This is a genomic window from Neorhizobium sp. NCHU2750 (assembly GCF_003597675.1).
In the GTDB taxonomy this organism is placed as follows: Bacteria; Pseudomonadota; Alphaproteobacteria; order Rhizobiales; family Rhizobiaceae; genus Neorhizobium.
On record NZ_CP030827.1, the window covers coordinates 3,656,669 to 3,669,293 of the forward strand.

Here is a 12,625-nt window from a genome sequence, read left to right on the forward strand (position 1 = left end):
AAACAAAAAGCCGGCAACGAAAAATCGCGACCGGCCCGTGGGAAACATGTTCTCGCGGCCCTTTAGCGACTTTTTTAACGTGGCTGCAAGCCGGCCGGCCAAATCACCACGAATTACGGCTCTCCAAATAATCCTTGCTGCCGTGAACGTCAATGGCAGCAAAATCATCCGCGGGCTGCGGCCTGGATTTGAACACCGCATCATTTTTATTGATTGGGCGCTCCGCCACGGACCGGCTAAGCCTGTAGGGCAATCAAGGAGATTTTCATGAAGGGTTACTGGTTCATCCTCGCCACCGAGATCATCGATCAGGCGGCACAGCAGGAATATGGCAGGCTCTGGGCGCCTATTGCAGCCAAATACGGCGTGCGGGTGCTGCGCGGGGAGGAAGCCCCGGCACTGCAGGAAAGCCGCCCCGACACGAGCCGGGTTCTTCTGGTGGAATTCCCGACCTACGCGGACGCAAAAGCCTGCTATGACGATCCCGATTATACCGAGGCTCGCGCCTTCGCCGCCAAGGGAGCCCGGCGCGATCTGCTGATCATCGAGGCCGATTTCGGCACTCCCCCTTCGGCCTGAGGCTCCGGCTAAGCGTTCGCGAGGTCTCTTTTCGAAGCAGGACACGGAGAAAGGCCGGGATCGGCGCGAATGAAATCCGGGTTTTCGCGCCTGGGCGGCTTCTGCCTGCACGCAACCGCTTTCCCTTCCCCCTCGCTTTGCGCTATGGGCAGTGCCCATGGCCAGTTCGACCTTCACAATCCTGCTTGGCGGCAACCTTGCCGTCACCGATCGCGTCCGCCGCGCGGTCGCGGGTAGCCGCGTCATTGCCGCAGACAGCGGCATGCGGCATGCGGTCGAGCTTGGCGTCACGCCGGAACTCTGGGTCGGCGATTTCGATTCCTCCGATGACACATTGATCGCCCGGTTTCCCGACGTCGAGCGCCAGACCTATCCGCCGGCCAAAAACGAGACCGATGGCGAGATCGCCACGGCCGAGGCGGTCGAACGCGGCGCAACCCGCCTCATCCTGATCGGCGCTCTCGGCGGCGAGCGGTCGGACCACGCGCTGCAGCACCTGCTGCACGCCATGGGGCTTGCCGAACGCGGCATGGACGTGCTGCTGATGTCCGGCGATGAAGAGGCCATTCCCTTCCTGCCGGGCAAAAAGACGGTTGATCTGCCCAGGGGGGCGCTCTTTTCCGTCCTCGGTCTTTCGGCCCTGTCCGGCCTCGATATCCTCGGCGCGCGATATCCGCTGAAGGACTTTTCGCTGCCCTTCGGCTCGTCCCGCACCGTCTCCAATGTTGCGGAAGGCCCTGTCGAATTCCATCTAAGAGCTGGCAAGGCGATGATCCTTGCCCGACCCAACGATTTTTCCGGAGCATAAACGGTCCTCATGGCACCTCCCATTCTCAAGCTCGACGATATCTTCCTCAGCTTCGGCGGCACGCCGCTGCTGAACGGCGCCGGACTGCAGGTGGAACCGGGCGACCGCATCTGCCTGGTCGGCCGCAACGGCTCCGGCAAGTCGACGCTGATGAAGATCGCGGCAGGCTTCGTCGAGGCGCAATCCGGCGAAGTCTTCCGCCATCCGGCAGCCACGATCCGCTATCTCGAACAGGCGCCCGATTTCGCCGGCTATTCCACCGTCCAGTCTTACGCAGAGGCGGGGCTCGGACCGGGCGACGATCCCTATCGCGTCACCTATCTGCTGCAGCATCTAGGCCTGACCGGCGAGGAAGACCCGGTAAGACTGTCCGGTGGCGAAGCCCGCCGTGCGGCCCTTGCCCGCGTCATGGCGCCGGAACCCGATATCCTGATGCTCGACGAGCCGACCAACCATCTCGACCTGCCGACCATCGAATGGCTGGAAGACGAGCTGCGTCGCACCAAGAGCGCCCTCGTGGTCATCTCCCACGACCGCCGCTTTCTCGAAAAGGTGTCCAATGCCACCGTCTGGCTCGATCGCGGCACCTCGCGCCGCCTTTCCCGCGGTTTCGGCCATTTCGAGGCCTGGCGGGACCAAGTTCTCGAAGAGGAAGAAATCGAGCAGCACAAGCTCGGCAAGGCGATAGAACGCGAAGAACACTGGATGCGCTATGGCGTGACCGCGCGGCGCAAGCGCAACATGCGGCGCGTCGGCGAACTCCAGGCCATGCGCGCCGATTATCGCGGCCACAAGGGCCCCCAGGGCTCTGTCCAGGCCTCCGTTGCCGAGGGCCGTGAATCGGGCAAGCTGGTTGTCGAGGCCGAAAACATCACCAAGACCTACGACAAGCCGATCGTCGAGCCCTTTTCGATCCGAGTCCATCGCGGCGACCGCATCGGTCTCGTCGGCCCGAACGGCGCCGGCAAGACGACGCTTCTGAAAATGCTGACCGGCCAGCTTGAGCCCGATTCGGGCTGGATCAAGCTCGGCACCAATCTCGAAATCGCCACCCTGGACCAGAAGCGCGAGGACCTCGATCCGGAAGACACCCTGTCCCATTATCTGACGGATGGCCGTGGCGAGACATTGCTCGTCAATGGCGAACAGCGCCATGTCGCGGGCTACATGAAGGACTTCCTGTTCCAGCCTGAACAGATCCGCACCCCGATCAAGAACCTGTCCGGCGGCGAACGCGCCCGTCTGATGCTGGCCCGCATGCTGGCAAAGCCGTCCAACCTTTTGATCTTGGACGAACCGACCAACGACCTCGATATCGAGACGCTGGACCTGTTGCAGGAAATCGTCGCCGGCTATAACGGCACCGTCATACTTGTCAGCCACGACCGCGATTTCCTCGACCGAACCGTCACCTCGACCATCGCGCCCGCCAATCCGGACGCGCCGGACGGCCGCTGGATCGAATATGCGGGCGGCTATACAGATATGCTCGCCCAGCGCAAGGGCGCCCTGGAAGAGCGAAAAAAGGCTGAGAAATCAGCTGAAAAGCCCAGGGCCGAGACCCCGGCCTATGAAGCGCCCAAGGCCAAGGGAAAGCTTTCCTACAAGCAGAAATTCGCGCTGGAAAACCTGCCGAAGGAAATGCAGAAGGCCGAGGGCGAGATTGCGCTGCGCGAAAAGAAGATGGCCGATCCGAACCTCTTCGCCAAGGACCCGACGACCTTCAACAAGCTCGCCGCCGAAATGGAAAAGCTGCGCGAAAAGCTGACGGCCATGGAAGAGGAATGGCTGGAGCTTGAAATGCTGCGCGAGGAGCTTGAAGGCTGAGGCCGCGACAGATTGCCTCGAAATCAACTATTTATTAAGATTAACAATAAGTTACCTTAAATAAATTCTGTCCCGCCGCGGAACAATCTCCTCACTCCGGCGTTCTTGGGTTTGTTCGGTTGCATCGCTGAGACATGGCGGCAACCGGGCGGCAGCGAGTTGAACTGTGGAGATGTGCAATGCTGACAAATGTTTCGCGTCGTCGGCAGGCCAGTGAGGCAATGAACCAGCGGGTTCTTATCATCGAGGACGAGTTCCTCATCGCACTCGACGTCGCCGAGACGATCGAACAGATGGGGCTGAAAGTGACCGGTTTCGCCAGTGGTCGCAAACATGCGCTGGCGCTGGCGCCCTATGCGGATATCGCCTTTGTCGACGTCAACCTTTCCGATGGCCGCACCGGGCCGGATATCGGTCGCGAACTCGCCGAGGACTACGGCCTGACCGTCGTCTTCATGACCGCCAATCCGGACGACATCGGTGGCGGGATAGAGGGCACGCTCGGCGTACTGACAAAGCCTGTCATGCCCGACGTCGTAGTGAAGACCGTCGACTACGCGATCGCCAATCGCCTCGGCGGCATGGCCATCGTTCCCCGCGAACTGAAGGTCTTTCAGGGCGGAAGCCACTGAATTTGAAGATCCGGCATGGACGTGTCGGATTGCTACCGCATCTTTCGTCCTTGGCATGACGGCGCCCCTCGAAGAGGCGCCGGACAATGAAGGAGGAAAGACATGCGCATGATTTTCGTAAACCTGCCGGTGGCAGACCTTGAAGCATCGACGGCCTTCTACGCCGCACTCGGCTTCACCAGGAATCCGGACTTTTCCGATCAAACGGCAAGCTGCATGGTCGTCAGCGACGCGATCTACGTAATGCTGCTGACCCATGAGAAATTCGGCATGTTCATCAACGGCCAGATCGCCGACGCCAAGACTGCAACGCAGGTGCTGAACTGCCTTTCCGCCTCAAGCCGCGACGAAGTCGACGGCTTCAGGCAAAAGGCACTGGCCGCCGGCGGCAGCGAATGGAAGCCGAATATGGAAATGGGCTCCATGTACGGCTGCAGCTTCCAGGATCCCGACGGGCATGTCTGGGAGATCATGTACATGGACATGTCCGGCGGCTGATTTGACCACGAGCCGCCGACCGTATGGGCCGCCAGGACTGCTGTAGGAAAGCCACCTCCCAACCCTCCCCACAAGGGGGAGGGCTTAACCCGGCCGCACCCTTAGCGCCCGATAGGGAGCGAGCGGCTTGCCACGGGTCTTCTCCTCCCTTGTGGGGGAGATGGCCGGCAGGCCAGAGAGGGTCTTTGATCAAGCGTCCTGCCCTCTTGCCAGTATCAAGCGAGACCGCTACATCTTTGCACGCTCTAACGGGGTGCCCTGCGCAAGCAGGGCTGAGAGGCTTCATGCCAACCCGCGGAACCTGATCCGGTTAACACCGGCGGAGGGATTAGACGGCTCATCACCAGCGCCTGTCCCCCATTCGTTTTTTTGAGAGGAGGCGCTGATGCGCAGGATTTCGACGATATTTCTGGCGGCCACGGCTGCAATTCTTCTGCCCTTTGCCGCAAGGGCAGAGAACAAACCGCTGACCGTCTATACCTATGAGAGTTTCATCTCGGACTGGGGCCCCGGCCCGAAGATCAAGACCGAATTTGAAAAGACCTGCGGCTGCACGCTCAATTTCGTCGGCGTGGCCGATGGCGTGGCGCTGCTCACCCGCCTCAAGCTCGAAGGCGCAGGCTCCGATGCCGATGTGGCGCTCGGCCTCGATACCAGCCTGGTTTCCGAGGCGAAGGCGACTGGCCTGTTCCAGCCCGCCGGCATCGATATGAGTGCCGTCAAGGTTCCGGGCAATTATACCGACGATACGTTCGTCCCCTATGACTACGGCCATTTCGCCGTGGTCTATGACACGCAGTCGATCAAATCTCCGCCGACAAGCCTCAAGGATCTCGTCGAAGGCGACCCGTCGCAGAAGATCGCCATCGAGGATCCAAGAACCTCGACGCCCGGCCTCGGCCTGCTGCTCTGGGTCAAGGCGGTCTATGGCGACAAGGCGCCGGAAGCCTGGGCAAAGCTCAAGGACCGCGTGCTGACCGTCACCCCCGGCTGGTCGGAAGCCTATGGCCTGTTCACCAAGGGTGAAGTTCCGATGGTGCTGTCCTACACCACCTCGCCCGCCTATCACATGATCGAGGAAAAGACCGATCGTTATCAGGCCGCATCCTTCTCGGACGGTCACTACATCCAGATCGAAGTTGCCGGCATCCTGAAAAACACGAAGAACAAGGATCTGGCGAAAAGCTTCCTCACCTTCCTCCTTTCTCCCACGGCACAGGACATCATCCCCACCACCAACTGGATGATGCCGGCGGCACCGACCTCCACGCCGCTGCCCGACGCTTTCGGCAAGCTGGTCGAGCCGAAGAAGACCCTTCTGATCGGCTCCGATGAAGTGGCGAAGAACCGCCAGGCCTGGATCGATGAATGGCTGACCGCCATGAGCAAGAATTGAGGCAGACGCAGAGAGCAGCCGGGGCCGCCACGTGTTGACCCAAGCAGAACGACAGCGAAGCATCGGTGCGGGCCTTGCCGCGCTTGTCCTCGTCTTGCTGTTCGTCGGCACGGCGGCTGTCACCCTGCTGGCCTGGGAAGGCGGCCAGTCGGCATCCCGGCTGTTCACCGCCTATACCTGGCGCATCCTGCAATTCACCCTCTGGCAGGCGGCACTCTCCACCCTCCTCTCGGTGTTCTTCGCCATTCTGGTGGCGCTTGCCCTGGCGCGCCGCCCACGCTTTCCCGGCCGCGTCTGGATCGTCCGGCTGATGGCGCTACCGATGGGGCTCCCCGCGCTCGTCGGTGCCTTGGGTCTTCTGGGCGTCTGGGGCCGGCAGGGCATGCTCAATAGCTGGCTCGGCATGGCCGGCCTCGAGCAGCCGGTCAGCGTCTACGGCCTGTCCGGCATCCTGATCGCCCACACATTCTTCAACATCCCGCTCGCCACCCGCCTGCTTCTCGCAGCGCTCGAACGCTTGCCGGCGGAATATTGGCTCCTGTCGGCAAGCCTCGGCATGAAGCCCCTGTCGATCTTCCGCTTTGTCGAGATGCCGGCCCTCAAGCGCGTCGTGCCGGGCGCGGCCGGCCTCATCTTCATGCTCTGCGCAACCAGTTTCACCCTCGTCCTCGTGCTCGGCGGCGGCCCGGCGGCAACGACACTGGAAGTGGCGATCTATCAGGCGCTGCGCTTCGATTTCGATCCGCCGCGCGCCATCGCACTCGCCTTCCTGCAGATCGCCGTCACCGCCACCGTCATCGGCCTGATCTCACTGCTTCCGGCGGCAAGCGAGACGGCAAGGACGGCAGGGCGCAGAACGAAGCGTTTCGACGGACGATCGGCGCCGGCGCGGCTGTGGGATCTCCTGATGATCGCGGCTGCAACGCTCTATGTCGCAGCACCGCTGATCTCCGTCCTCGCCGCCGGCCTCAAGGCGGATTTGCCGAAGCTCGTGGTCGGCCCGCTGTTTCTTCGCGCAGCAGGAACCAGCCTCGTCATCGCTCTCACCGCCGGCATTGTCGCGGTCGCGGCGAGCCTCGCCATCATCCTCGCGCGACAGGCGATCGGCGCCGGCAGCAAGCGACCGCTCGCATTGCGGAGCCTCTCCGTCTCGCTTGCCGGCCTCTCGTCGCTCGTCCTCGTCATCCCGCCGATCATTCTCGGCACCGGCTGGTTCCTCGCCCTGCGCCAATGGGGCATTTCGGGTAATGCACTGGCTGCCTTCGCGCCCTATCTGGTCGCCGTCATCAACGCCATGATGGCCCTGCCATTCACCATACGCGTGCTACAGCCGGCCCTAGACGACCACCAACGGCAGACCGCCAGGCTTGTCACGGCGCTTGGCCTGACGGGGGTCGCCAAATGGCGGCTGATCGACCTCCCCGTCCTGAGAAAGCCGGTGCTAACGGCGCTCTCCTTCGCCATGGCCCTGTCGCTTGGCGATCTCGGTGCTGTCGCTCTTTTCGGCTCCAGCGATCTCGTCACCCTGCCCTGGCTGGTCTATAGCACGCTGTCGAGTTACCGGACCCATGATGCCGACGGGCTGGCGCTGATCCTCGGCCTTGTCTGCCTAGGCCTGACCATCCTCGGCACCGCCGGCGCAAGGGAGAAGAATGATGCATGAAGGCATCCGGATCGAAGACACAAGCCTGACGCTTGGTGCGACCCGCTTTGCTTTCGATTGCACAATCGAACGAGGCAGGATCACCGCCATCGCCGGCCCGTCCGGCGCCGGCAAGTCGACGCTTCTCAATTTGATCGCAGGCTTTGAGGTCGCACACGCCGGACGGATATTCATAGCCGGCAATGAATGCACCGGAACGCATCCGTCGGAGCGCCCGGTCTCCGTTGTTTTTCAGGACCATAACCTCTTTGCCCACCTCGATGTCTTCACCAATGTCGCGCTTGGCATCAACCCAGCCATGCGGCTCCCTGCCGAAGACAGGCAACGGGTCGAACAGGCGCTCGCGCGCGTCAGCCTTGCTGGCTTTTCGAAACGCATGCCGGGCTCGCTGTCAGGCGGCGAGAAACAACGGGCGGCATTTGCGAGAGCCCTTGTCCGCCGCAAGCCCGTTCTGCTGCTCGATGAGCCCTTCGCTTCGCTCGATGCCGATCTGCGGCTGCGGATGACCGATCTGCTGCGCGAACTTCATGAGGAAACCGGCAATACCGTTGTGATCGTCACCCATGATCGCAGCGAGATCGAGCGCTTGGCTGATGATGTCGTCCTCGTCGAGCATGGCCATGTCGCCGCGCACCTGCGCTGCGCGGACTATCTCGCTCGTTTCGGCGCCGACGGCGCCTCCGCCGCCAACGCCTCGTAAACGCCTGTCTTCAACCGTGCGGATTGGTCGCCACAATTTGGACTTGGGTGAATGCCATCGGCGATTGACGTAATTTTATTTTCAAACACAGTGGACGATACATATTCATTTAGGAATATCTGTGCAGCTTGGGCGAAAATCGGTCAGCGAAAATTGATCGGTGATTGAACTGGCAACATGTCACGCGCGACAGCGCTGTCGTTTTGCGATAACGGCATGTTAGGAAACGAAAACTTGGAACAGGAAGCCGGTCCGCAGGGGTCGCCGACTGGTCCAGGCGCAACGGCAGGATGCCGAAGCGTAAGTCCGGAGATGATGGTGCAGGCGAAGACGGTTGAGACGGATAATGCAACGCGGCCAAGCGTTTGGCACCGTGCCCGCCTATTCCGGTCGGCCGCGGCCCTCTGTTTTGCCACCTCGATGCTCTATGGCTGCCAGTCGATCTTCGACCAGGCCTATACGCCGAACGTCTCGCCCTCCGACAGTCCTCAGACCGTCGAAGAGGTTCAGAAGAACGATCCACGTGCCCAGATGGGCGCCCGCGAACACCCTCGAATCGTTGCAAGCTATGGTGGAGAATATAAGGATGCCAAGACCGAGCGGCTCGTCGCCCGGATTGCCGGTGCACTGACCGCGGTATCGGAAAACCCGAACCAGTCCTTCCGCATCACCATCCTGAATTCGCCGGCAATCAACGCCTTCGCCCTGCCGGGCGGCTATCTCTATGTCACCCGCGGCCTGCTTGCGCTCGCCAATGATGCCTCGGAAGTCGCAGCCGTCCTGTCGCACGAAATGGGCCATGTCACCGCCAATCACGGCATCGAGCGCCAGAAACGCGAAGAGGCGGAGGTCATCGCCAGCCGCGTCGTCGCCGAAGTCCTGTCCAGCGATCTTGCCGGCAAGCAGGCGCTCGCCCGCGGTAAGCTGAGGCTCGCCGCATTCTCGCGCCAGCAGGAACTTCAGGCTGATGCGATCGGCATCCGCATGCTGGGGGAAGCCGGTTACGATCCTTATGCCGCCGCGCGCTTCCTCGATTCCATGGCGGCCTATGCGCGCTTTTCCTCCGCCGATCCGGATAACGACCAGAGCCTCGACTTCCTGTCGAGCCACCCGAATTCGGCGCAGCGCGTCGAGCTTGCTCGCCAGCATGCCCGCAATTTCGGCCAGGAAGGCTCGGTCGGAGATCGCGGCCGCGATTACTTCCTTGCCGGCATAGACGGCCTTCTCTATGGCGACAGCCCGCAGGAAGGCTATGTCCGTGGCCAGACCTTCATGCATGGCGGGCTCGGCATCCGCTTCGACGTTCCGCCGGACTTCCGCATCGACAACAAGGTCGAGGCGGTACTGGCAACCGGACCGAATGAGGCGGCAGTTCGTTTCGATGGCGTCGCGGCCGGCGACAACAACAACTTGGCCAACTATCTGACCAGTGGCTGGGTGGCGGGCCTGCAGCCCGATACGGTCAAGGAAACGACCATCAACGGCCTTCCGGCGGCAACCGCCCGCGCCTCTGCCGAGCGCTGGGATTTCGACGTCACCGTCATTCGCGTCGGCGACCAGATCTTCCGCTTCCTCACCGCCGTGCCGAAGGGCAGCGATACGCTGGAAAGCACCGCCGATACGCTGCGCAACAGTTTCCGCAAGATGACGCCGGCTGAAATCGCATCCCTGAAGCCGCTTCGCGTGCGCGTCATCACCGTCGGCCCGAGCGATACGCTCGCTTCGCTTGCCAATCGGATGATGGGAACCGACCGTAAGCTCGATCTCTTCAAGCTCTTGAACGCGCTGCCGGCCGGGGCGACGGTATCGCCCGGCCAGAAGATGAAGATCATTTCCGAATAGGAATTGTCAGCAGGCGGCGGCCATCTGCGGATTGGCGGAAACCAGTGCGGACTTCAGCTTCTCGATGGCGCGGCTTTCGATCTGGCGCACACGCTCCTTGGAAATGCCGAGCTCGGCGCCGAGAGCCTCCAGCGTTGCGCCGTCGTCGGTCAGGCGGCGGGCGCGAATGATCTTCTTTTCGCGGTCATTGAGCTTGGTCAGCGCTCCCTGCAGCCATTTCAGCCGGCGCTCGCCATCGATCATGCCCGAAACCTGCTCGTCCGGCAGCGGTTCACCGCTCTCCAGCATGTCAAGGCGCTCACCACTATCATTATCGCCGGCAATCGTCGGTGCCTGCAGCGAGGCATCGTTGGCGGACAACCGCGCGTCCATCGTCTGTACGTCGGACACGCTGACGCCGAGCGCCACTGCGATTTCCTCATGGATCGCACGTGCCGTCAGGTTGCTGTCCCCGCGGGCGAGCTTGGCACGCAACCGGCGAAGATTGAAGAACAGCGCCTTCTGCGCCGAACTCGTTCCGCCGCGGACGATCGACCAGTTGCGCAGGATATAGTCCTGCATCGAGGCACGGATCCACCAGCTGGCATAGGTGGAGAAACGCACGTCGCGGGCCGGCTCGAACCTTGCCGCCGCTTCCAGCAGCCCTACATAGCCTTCTTGAACGAGGTCGCTCATCGGCAATCCGAAGCCGCGGAATTTGGATGCCATGGCGATGACGAGCCGCATATGGGCAAGCGCGATCTGGTTGCGGGCGTTCTGATCCTGGCCATCCTTCCAGCGGATGGCGAGGTCCCGCTCTTCTTCTCTGGCGAGATAGGGAGCCGACATCGCTATCTTGATCATGGTGCGGTCTGCGGACATGGCTGTCATCGTCTTCTCCGTCAACGGTTCTGATCTGACGAATAAACAGCGGGACCGGAAGACGAGCAGCCGAAGAGCATGCCAACGTGATTTCGGATTGCTGCCTTCGCCCCCTGTTCTATGACCCCCCGATTGCGGGTTGCCAGCGGTTCAGACGGGAACCGAGGCCAGCTTCACGCAGCACTCAATTCGCCGTTCCGGCGGGTTAACGCGACAGCCTGGAAAAAGTTCCAATAAAAAACCCGGCTCAAGGCCGGGTTTTTGTCGGTATGTTTTGAGGCGATCAGGCCGCTTCATCTTCCTGTGCGTCGTCTTCATCGACGGTCTTGCCGCGCTTCGGACCCTTGGCGAGGTTGACTTCGACAAGACGCACGGCTTCCGTTTCGGACATCTTGTTGACGGCAGCGATTTCGCGGGCCATGCGGTCGAGGGCAGCTTCGTAAAGCTGGCGCTCGGAATAGGACTGTTCCGGCTGGTTTTCGGCGCGATACAGATCGCGAACCACTTCAGCGATGGAAATCAGATCACCGGAATTGATCTTGGCATCATATTCCTGGGCGCGACGCGACCACATCGTACGCTTGACGCGAGCCTTACCCTGGACGACCTTGAGGGCGCGATCGACGAAATCGGTTTCGGACAGCTTGCGCATGCCGATGTTCACAGCCTTGGTGACCGGAACTTTCAGCCGCATCTTATCCTTTTCGAAGTCAATCACAAAAAGCTCAAGCTTCATGCCGGCAACTTCTTGCTCTTCGATCGCAGTAATCGTACCTACGCCATGTGCCGGATATACGATTGCTTCGCCGGTCTTGAAGCCCTGGCGTGCTGGGGAATTCTTCTTCTGCTGAGTCGTCGTCATTCGTTTCAAAAACTCCCTTCTACTCACCCACATCTGGGTCAGGGGAAACCGGGTCTGTCAGGCCCGGATGAGACGGGGGAAACCGTCGGGTCACTCCATACTGGTCCGACTACACGCGCGCGAAAAAACAAATCCCATCGCTTTACTGCGACCGACGACATCAAACATAGTTATGTCACGGAAAGAGCGTGTGATTGATCTGTTGCTTTCGTGATGTTTTTTGGGCACGCGAGTGCCGCCTTGTGGAACAGTGCCCCTTGTCTACCACAAAAAAGTGCGGAAATCAATAATTTGCTTCACCGAGTCGGAAAGGCAACAGAATAGCCTGTTGCCTAGCAAAGCGGCAGCGGGCAAATGCGCGCTGCGACAGCATGTCGGCTTCAGCCCGGCGAACGGCCTGCAAAGCACGGGAAAAAGCGCCCAAAGCCGATGCCCGAAAATCAGGCTGGCCGAAAACTCCCGCCGTTTTTCGCAGCAGGGATCAGTCGCCCTTGCCGGGTTCGGCAGAGAAATACTTTTCGTATTTGCCTGTCTCGCCGTCGAGTTCCTTGGCGCCTTCCATGGCATCGCGCTTGACGGTGATGTTCGGCCAGATCTGGGAGAACTCGGCATTCAGCGCCAACCACTTGTCCAGCCCCGGCTCGGTATCGGGCTTGATCGCCTCGGCGGGACATTCGGGCTCGCAGACGCCGCAATCGATGCACTCATCCGGATTGATGGCGAGGAAATTCTCGCCTTCATAGAAGCAATCCACCGGGCAGACTTCCACGCAATCGGTGTATTTGCAGCGAATACAATTGTCTGTCACGACATATGTCATGCGGTACTCCAAGAATGCGGGAACGGGGCAGCGGTTTGGGAGGGGAGCCTGCAGCCCGAAGCCGAAGCTCATGGGTGCTTTTCGCAGCCGCACGCGTCCGACTTTTGCGACAGTCAGGTAAAGCCTTTATTGCTGCT

At 61.2% G+C, this 12,625-nt stretch carries 12 protein-coding genes and 2 riboswitches; of the genes, 9 read left to right on the top strand and 3 right to left on the bottom strand.

The features are described from left to right. Positions 1-42: 42 nt before the first annotated feature. A riboswitch (SAM riboswitch) is annotated at positions 43-120 on the bottom strand. A 147-nt stretch (positions 121-267) separates the two neighbouring features. The 9 genes from NCHU2750_RS17755 (at position 268) to NCHU2750_RS17795 (ending at position 9,945) form a co-directional block, all read left to right on the top strand. Beyond that, the gene (locus NCHU2750_RS17755) at positions 268-579 is read left to right on the top strand and encodes a DUF1330 domain-containing protein (protein ID WP_119941747.1); all 312 of its coding nucleotides are present in this window, start codon (positions 268-270) and stop codon (positions 577-579) included. Positions 580-736: 157 nt separating this feature from the next. Continuing rightward, positions 737-1,387, top strand: coding sequence for a thiamine diphosphokinase (locus tag NCHU2750_RS17760; protein ID WP_119941749.1), 651 nt, complete (start codon positions 737-739; stop codon positions 1,385-1,387). A gap of 9 nt (positions 1,388-1,396) precedes the next feature. Next, positions 1,397-3,214 carry an ABC-F family ATP-binding cassette domain-containing protein gene (locus NCHU2750_RS17765; protein WP_119941750.1) on the top strand — a complete coding sequence of 606 codons (1,818 nt, stop codon included), beginning with the start codon at positions 1,397-1,399 and terminating at the stop codon, positions 3,212-3,214. 179 nt (positions 3,215-3,393) lie between these two features. Then, a complete protein-coding gene (locus tag NCHU2750_RS17770) occupies positions 3,394-3,846 on the top strand; it encodes a response regulator (protein ID WP_119941752.1) in 453 nt (150 codons plus the stop codon). A gap of 102 nt (positions 3,847-3,948) precedes the next feature. Next, a complete protein-coding gene (locus NCHU2750_RS17775) occupies positions 3,949-4,344 on the top strand; it encodes a VOC family protein (RefSeq protein WP_119941754.1) in 396 nt (131 codons plus the stop codon). A 239-nt stretch (positions 4,345-4,583) separates the two neighbouring features. Further along, positions 4,584-4,689, top strand: a riboswitch (TPP riboswitch). Positions 4,690-4,729: 40 nt separating this feature from the next. Beyond that, the gene (thiB, locus tag NCHU2750_RS17780) at positions 4,730-5,740 is read left to right on the top strand and encodes a thiamine ABC transporter substrate binding subunit (RefSeq protein ID WP_119941755.1); all 1,011 of its coding nucleotides are present in this window, start codon (positions 4,730-4,732) and stop codon (positions 5,738-5,740) included. Positions 5,741-5,771: 31 nt separating this feature from the next. Next, positions 5,772-7,403 carry a thiamine/thiamine pyrophosphate ABC transporter permease ThiP gene (locus tag NCHU2750_RS17785; protein WP_119941756.1) on the top strand — a complete coding sequence of 544 codons (1,632 nt, stop codon included), beginning with the start codon at positions 5,772-5,774 and terminating at the stop codon, positions 7,401-7,403. Continuing rightward, complete coding sequence (locus NCHU2750_RS17790; RefSeq protein WP_502703801.1) at positions 7,393-8,103, top strand: thiamine ABC transporter ATP-binding protein; 711 nt, start codon at positions 7,393-7,395, stop codon at positions 8,101-8,103. The genes NCHU2750_RS17785 and NCHU2750_RS17790 overlap by 11 nt, the downstream gene beginning before the upstream one ends. A 420-nt stretch (positions 8,104-8,523) precedes the next feature. Beyond that, a complete protein-coding gene (locus tag NCHU2750_RS17795) occupies positions 8,524-9,945 on the top strand; it encodes a M48 family metalloprotease (protein ID WP_119943487.1) in 1,422 nt (473 codons plus the stop codon). Positions 9,946-9,951: 6 nt separating this feature from the next. Here NCHU2750_RS17795 and NCHU2750_RS17800 read toward each other — a convergent pair whose 3' ends face one another. From NCHU2750_RS17800 to fdxA, 3 genes are all read right to left on the bottom strand, one after another. Continuing rightward, positions 9,952-10,815: an RNA polymerase factor sigma-32 gene (locus NCHU2750_RS17800; protein WP_119941759.1), complete on the bottom strand. Its 864-nt coding sequence runs from the start codon at positions 10,813-10,815 to the stop codon at positions 9,952-9,954. A 274-nt stretch (positions 10,816-11,089) separates the two neighbouring features. Beyond that, complete coding sequence (locus NCHU2750_RS17805) at positions 11,090-11,668, bottom strand: CarD family transcriptional regulator (protein ID WP_119941761.1); 579 nt, start codon at positions 11,666-11,668, stop codon at positions 11,090-11,092. 481 nt (positions 11,669-12,149) lie between these two features. After that, positions 12,150-12,488, bottom strand: a complete 339-nt coding sequence (gene fdxA, locus NCHU2750_RS17810; RefSeq protein ID WP_119941762.1) for a ferredoxin FdxA — start codon at positions 12,486-12,488, stop codon at positions 12,150-12,152. Positions 12,489-12,625 lie beyond the last annotated feature (137 nt).

Coding starts and splice junctions, on each gene's coding strand:
- NCHU2750_RS17755 (WP_119941747.1), top strand. CDS start 268: ATGAAGGGTTACTGGTTCATCCTCGCCACCGAGATCATCGATCAGGCG.
- thiB (WP_119941755.1), top strand. CDS start 4,730: ATGCGCAGGATTTCGACGATATTTCTGGCGGCCACGGCTGCAATTCTT.
- NCHU2750_RS17775 (WP_119941754.1), top strand. CDS start 3,949: ATGCGCATGATTTTCGTAAACCTGCCGGTGGCAGACCTTGAAGCATCG.
- NCHU2750_RS17795 (WP_119943487.1), top strand. CDS start 8,524: ATGCTCTATGGCTGCCAGTCGATCTTCGACCAGGCCTATACGCCGAAC.
- NCHU2750_RS17760 (WP_119941749.1), top strand. CDS start 737: ATGGCCAGTTCGACCTTCACAATCCTGCTTGGCGGCAACCTTGCCGTC.
- NCHU2750_RS17790 (WP_502703801.1), top strand. CDS start 7,393: ATGATGCATGAAGGCATCCGGATCGAAGACACAAGCCTGACGCTTGGT.
- NCHU2750_RS17805 (WP_119941761.1), bottom strand. CDS start 11,668: ATGACGACGACTCAGCAGAAGAAGAATTCCCCAGCACGCCAGGGCTTC.
- NCHU2750_RS17765 (WP_119941750.1), top strand. CDS start 1,397: ATGGCACCTCCCATTCTCAAGCTCGACGATATCTTCCTCAGCTTCGGC.
- NCHU2750_RS17800 (WP_119941759.1), bottom strand. CDS start 10,815: ATGACAGCCATGTCCGCAGACCGCACCATGATCAAGATAGCGATGTCG.
- fdxA (WP_119941762.1), bottom strand. CDS start 12,488: ATGACATATGTCGTGACAGACAATTGTATTCGCTGCAAATACACCGAT.
- NCHU2750_RS17770 (WP_119941752.1), top strand. CDS start 3,394: ATGCTGACAAATGTTTCGCGTCGTCGGCAGGCCAGTGAGGCAATGAAC.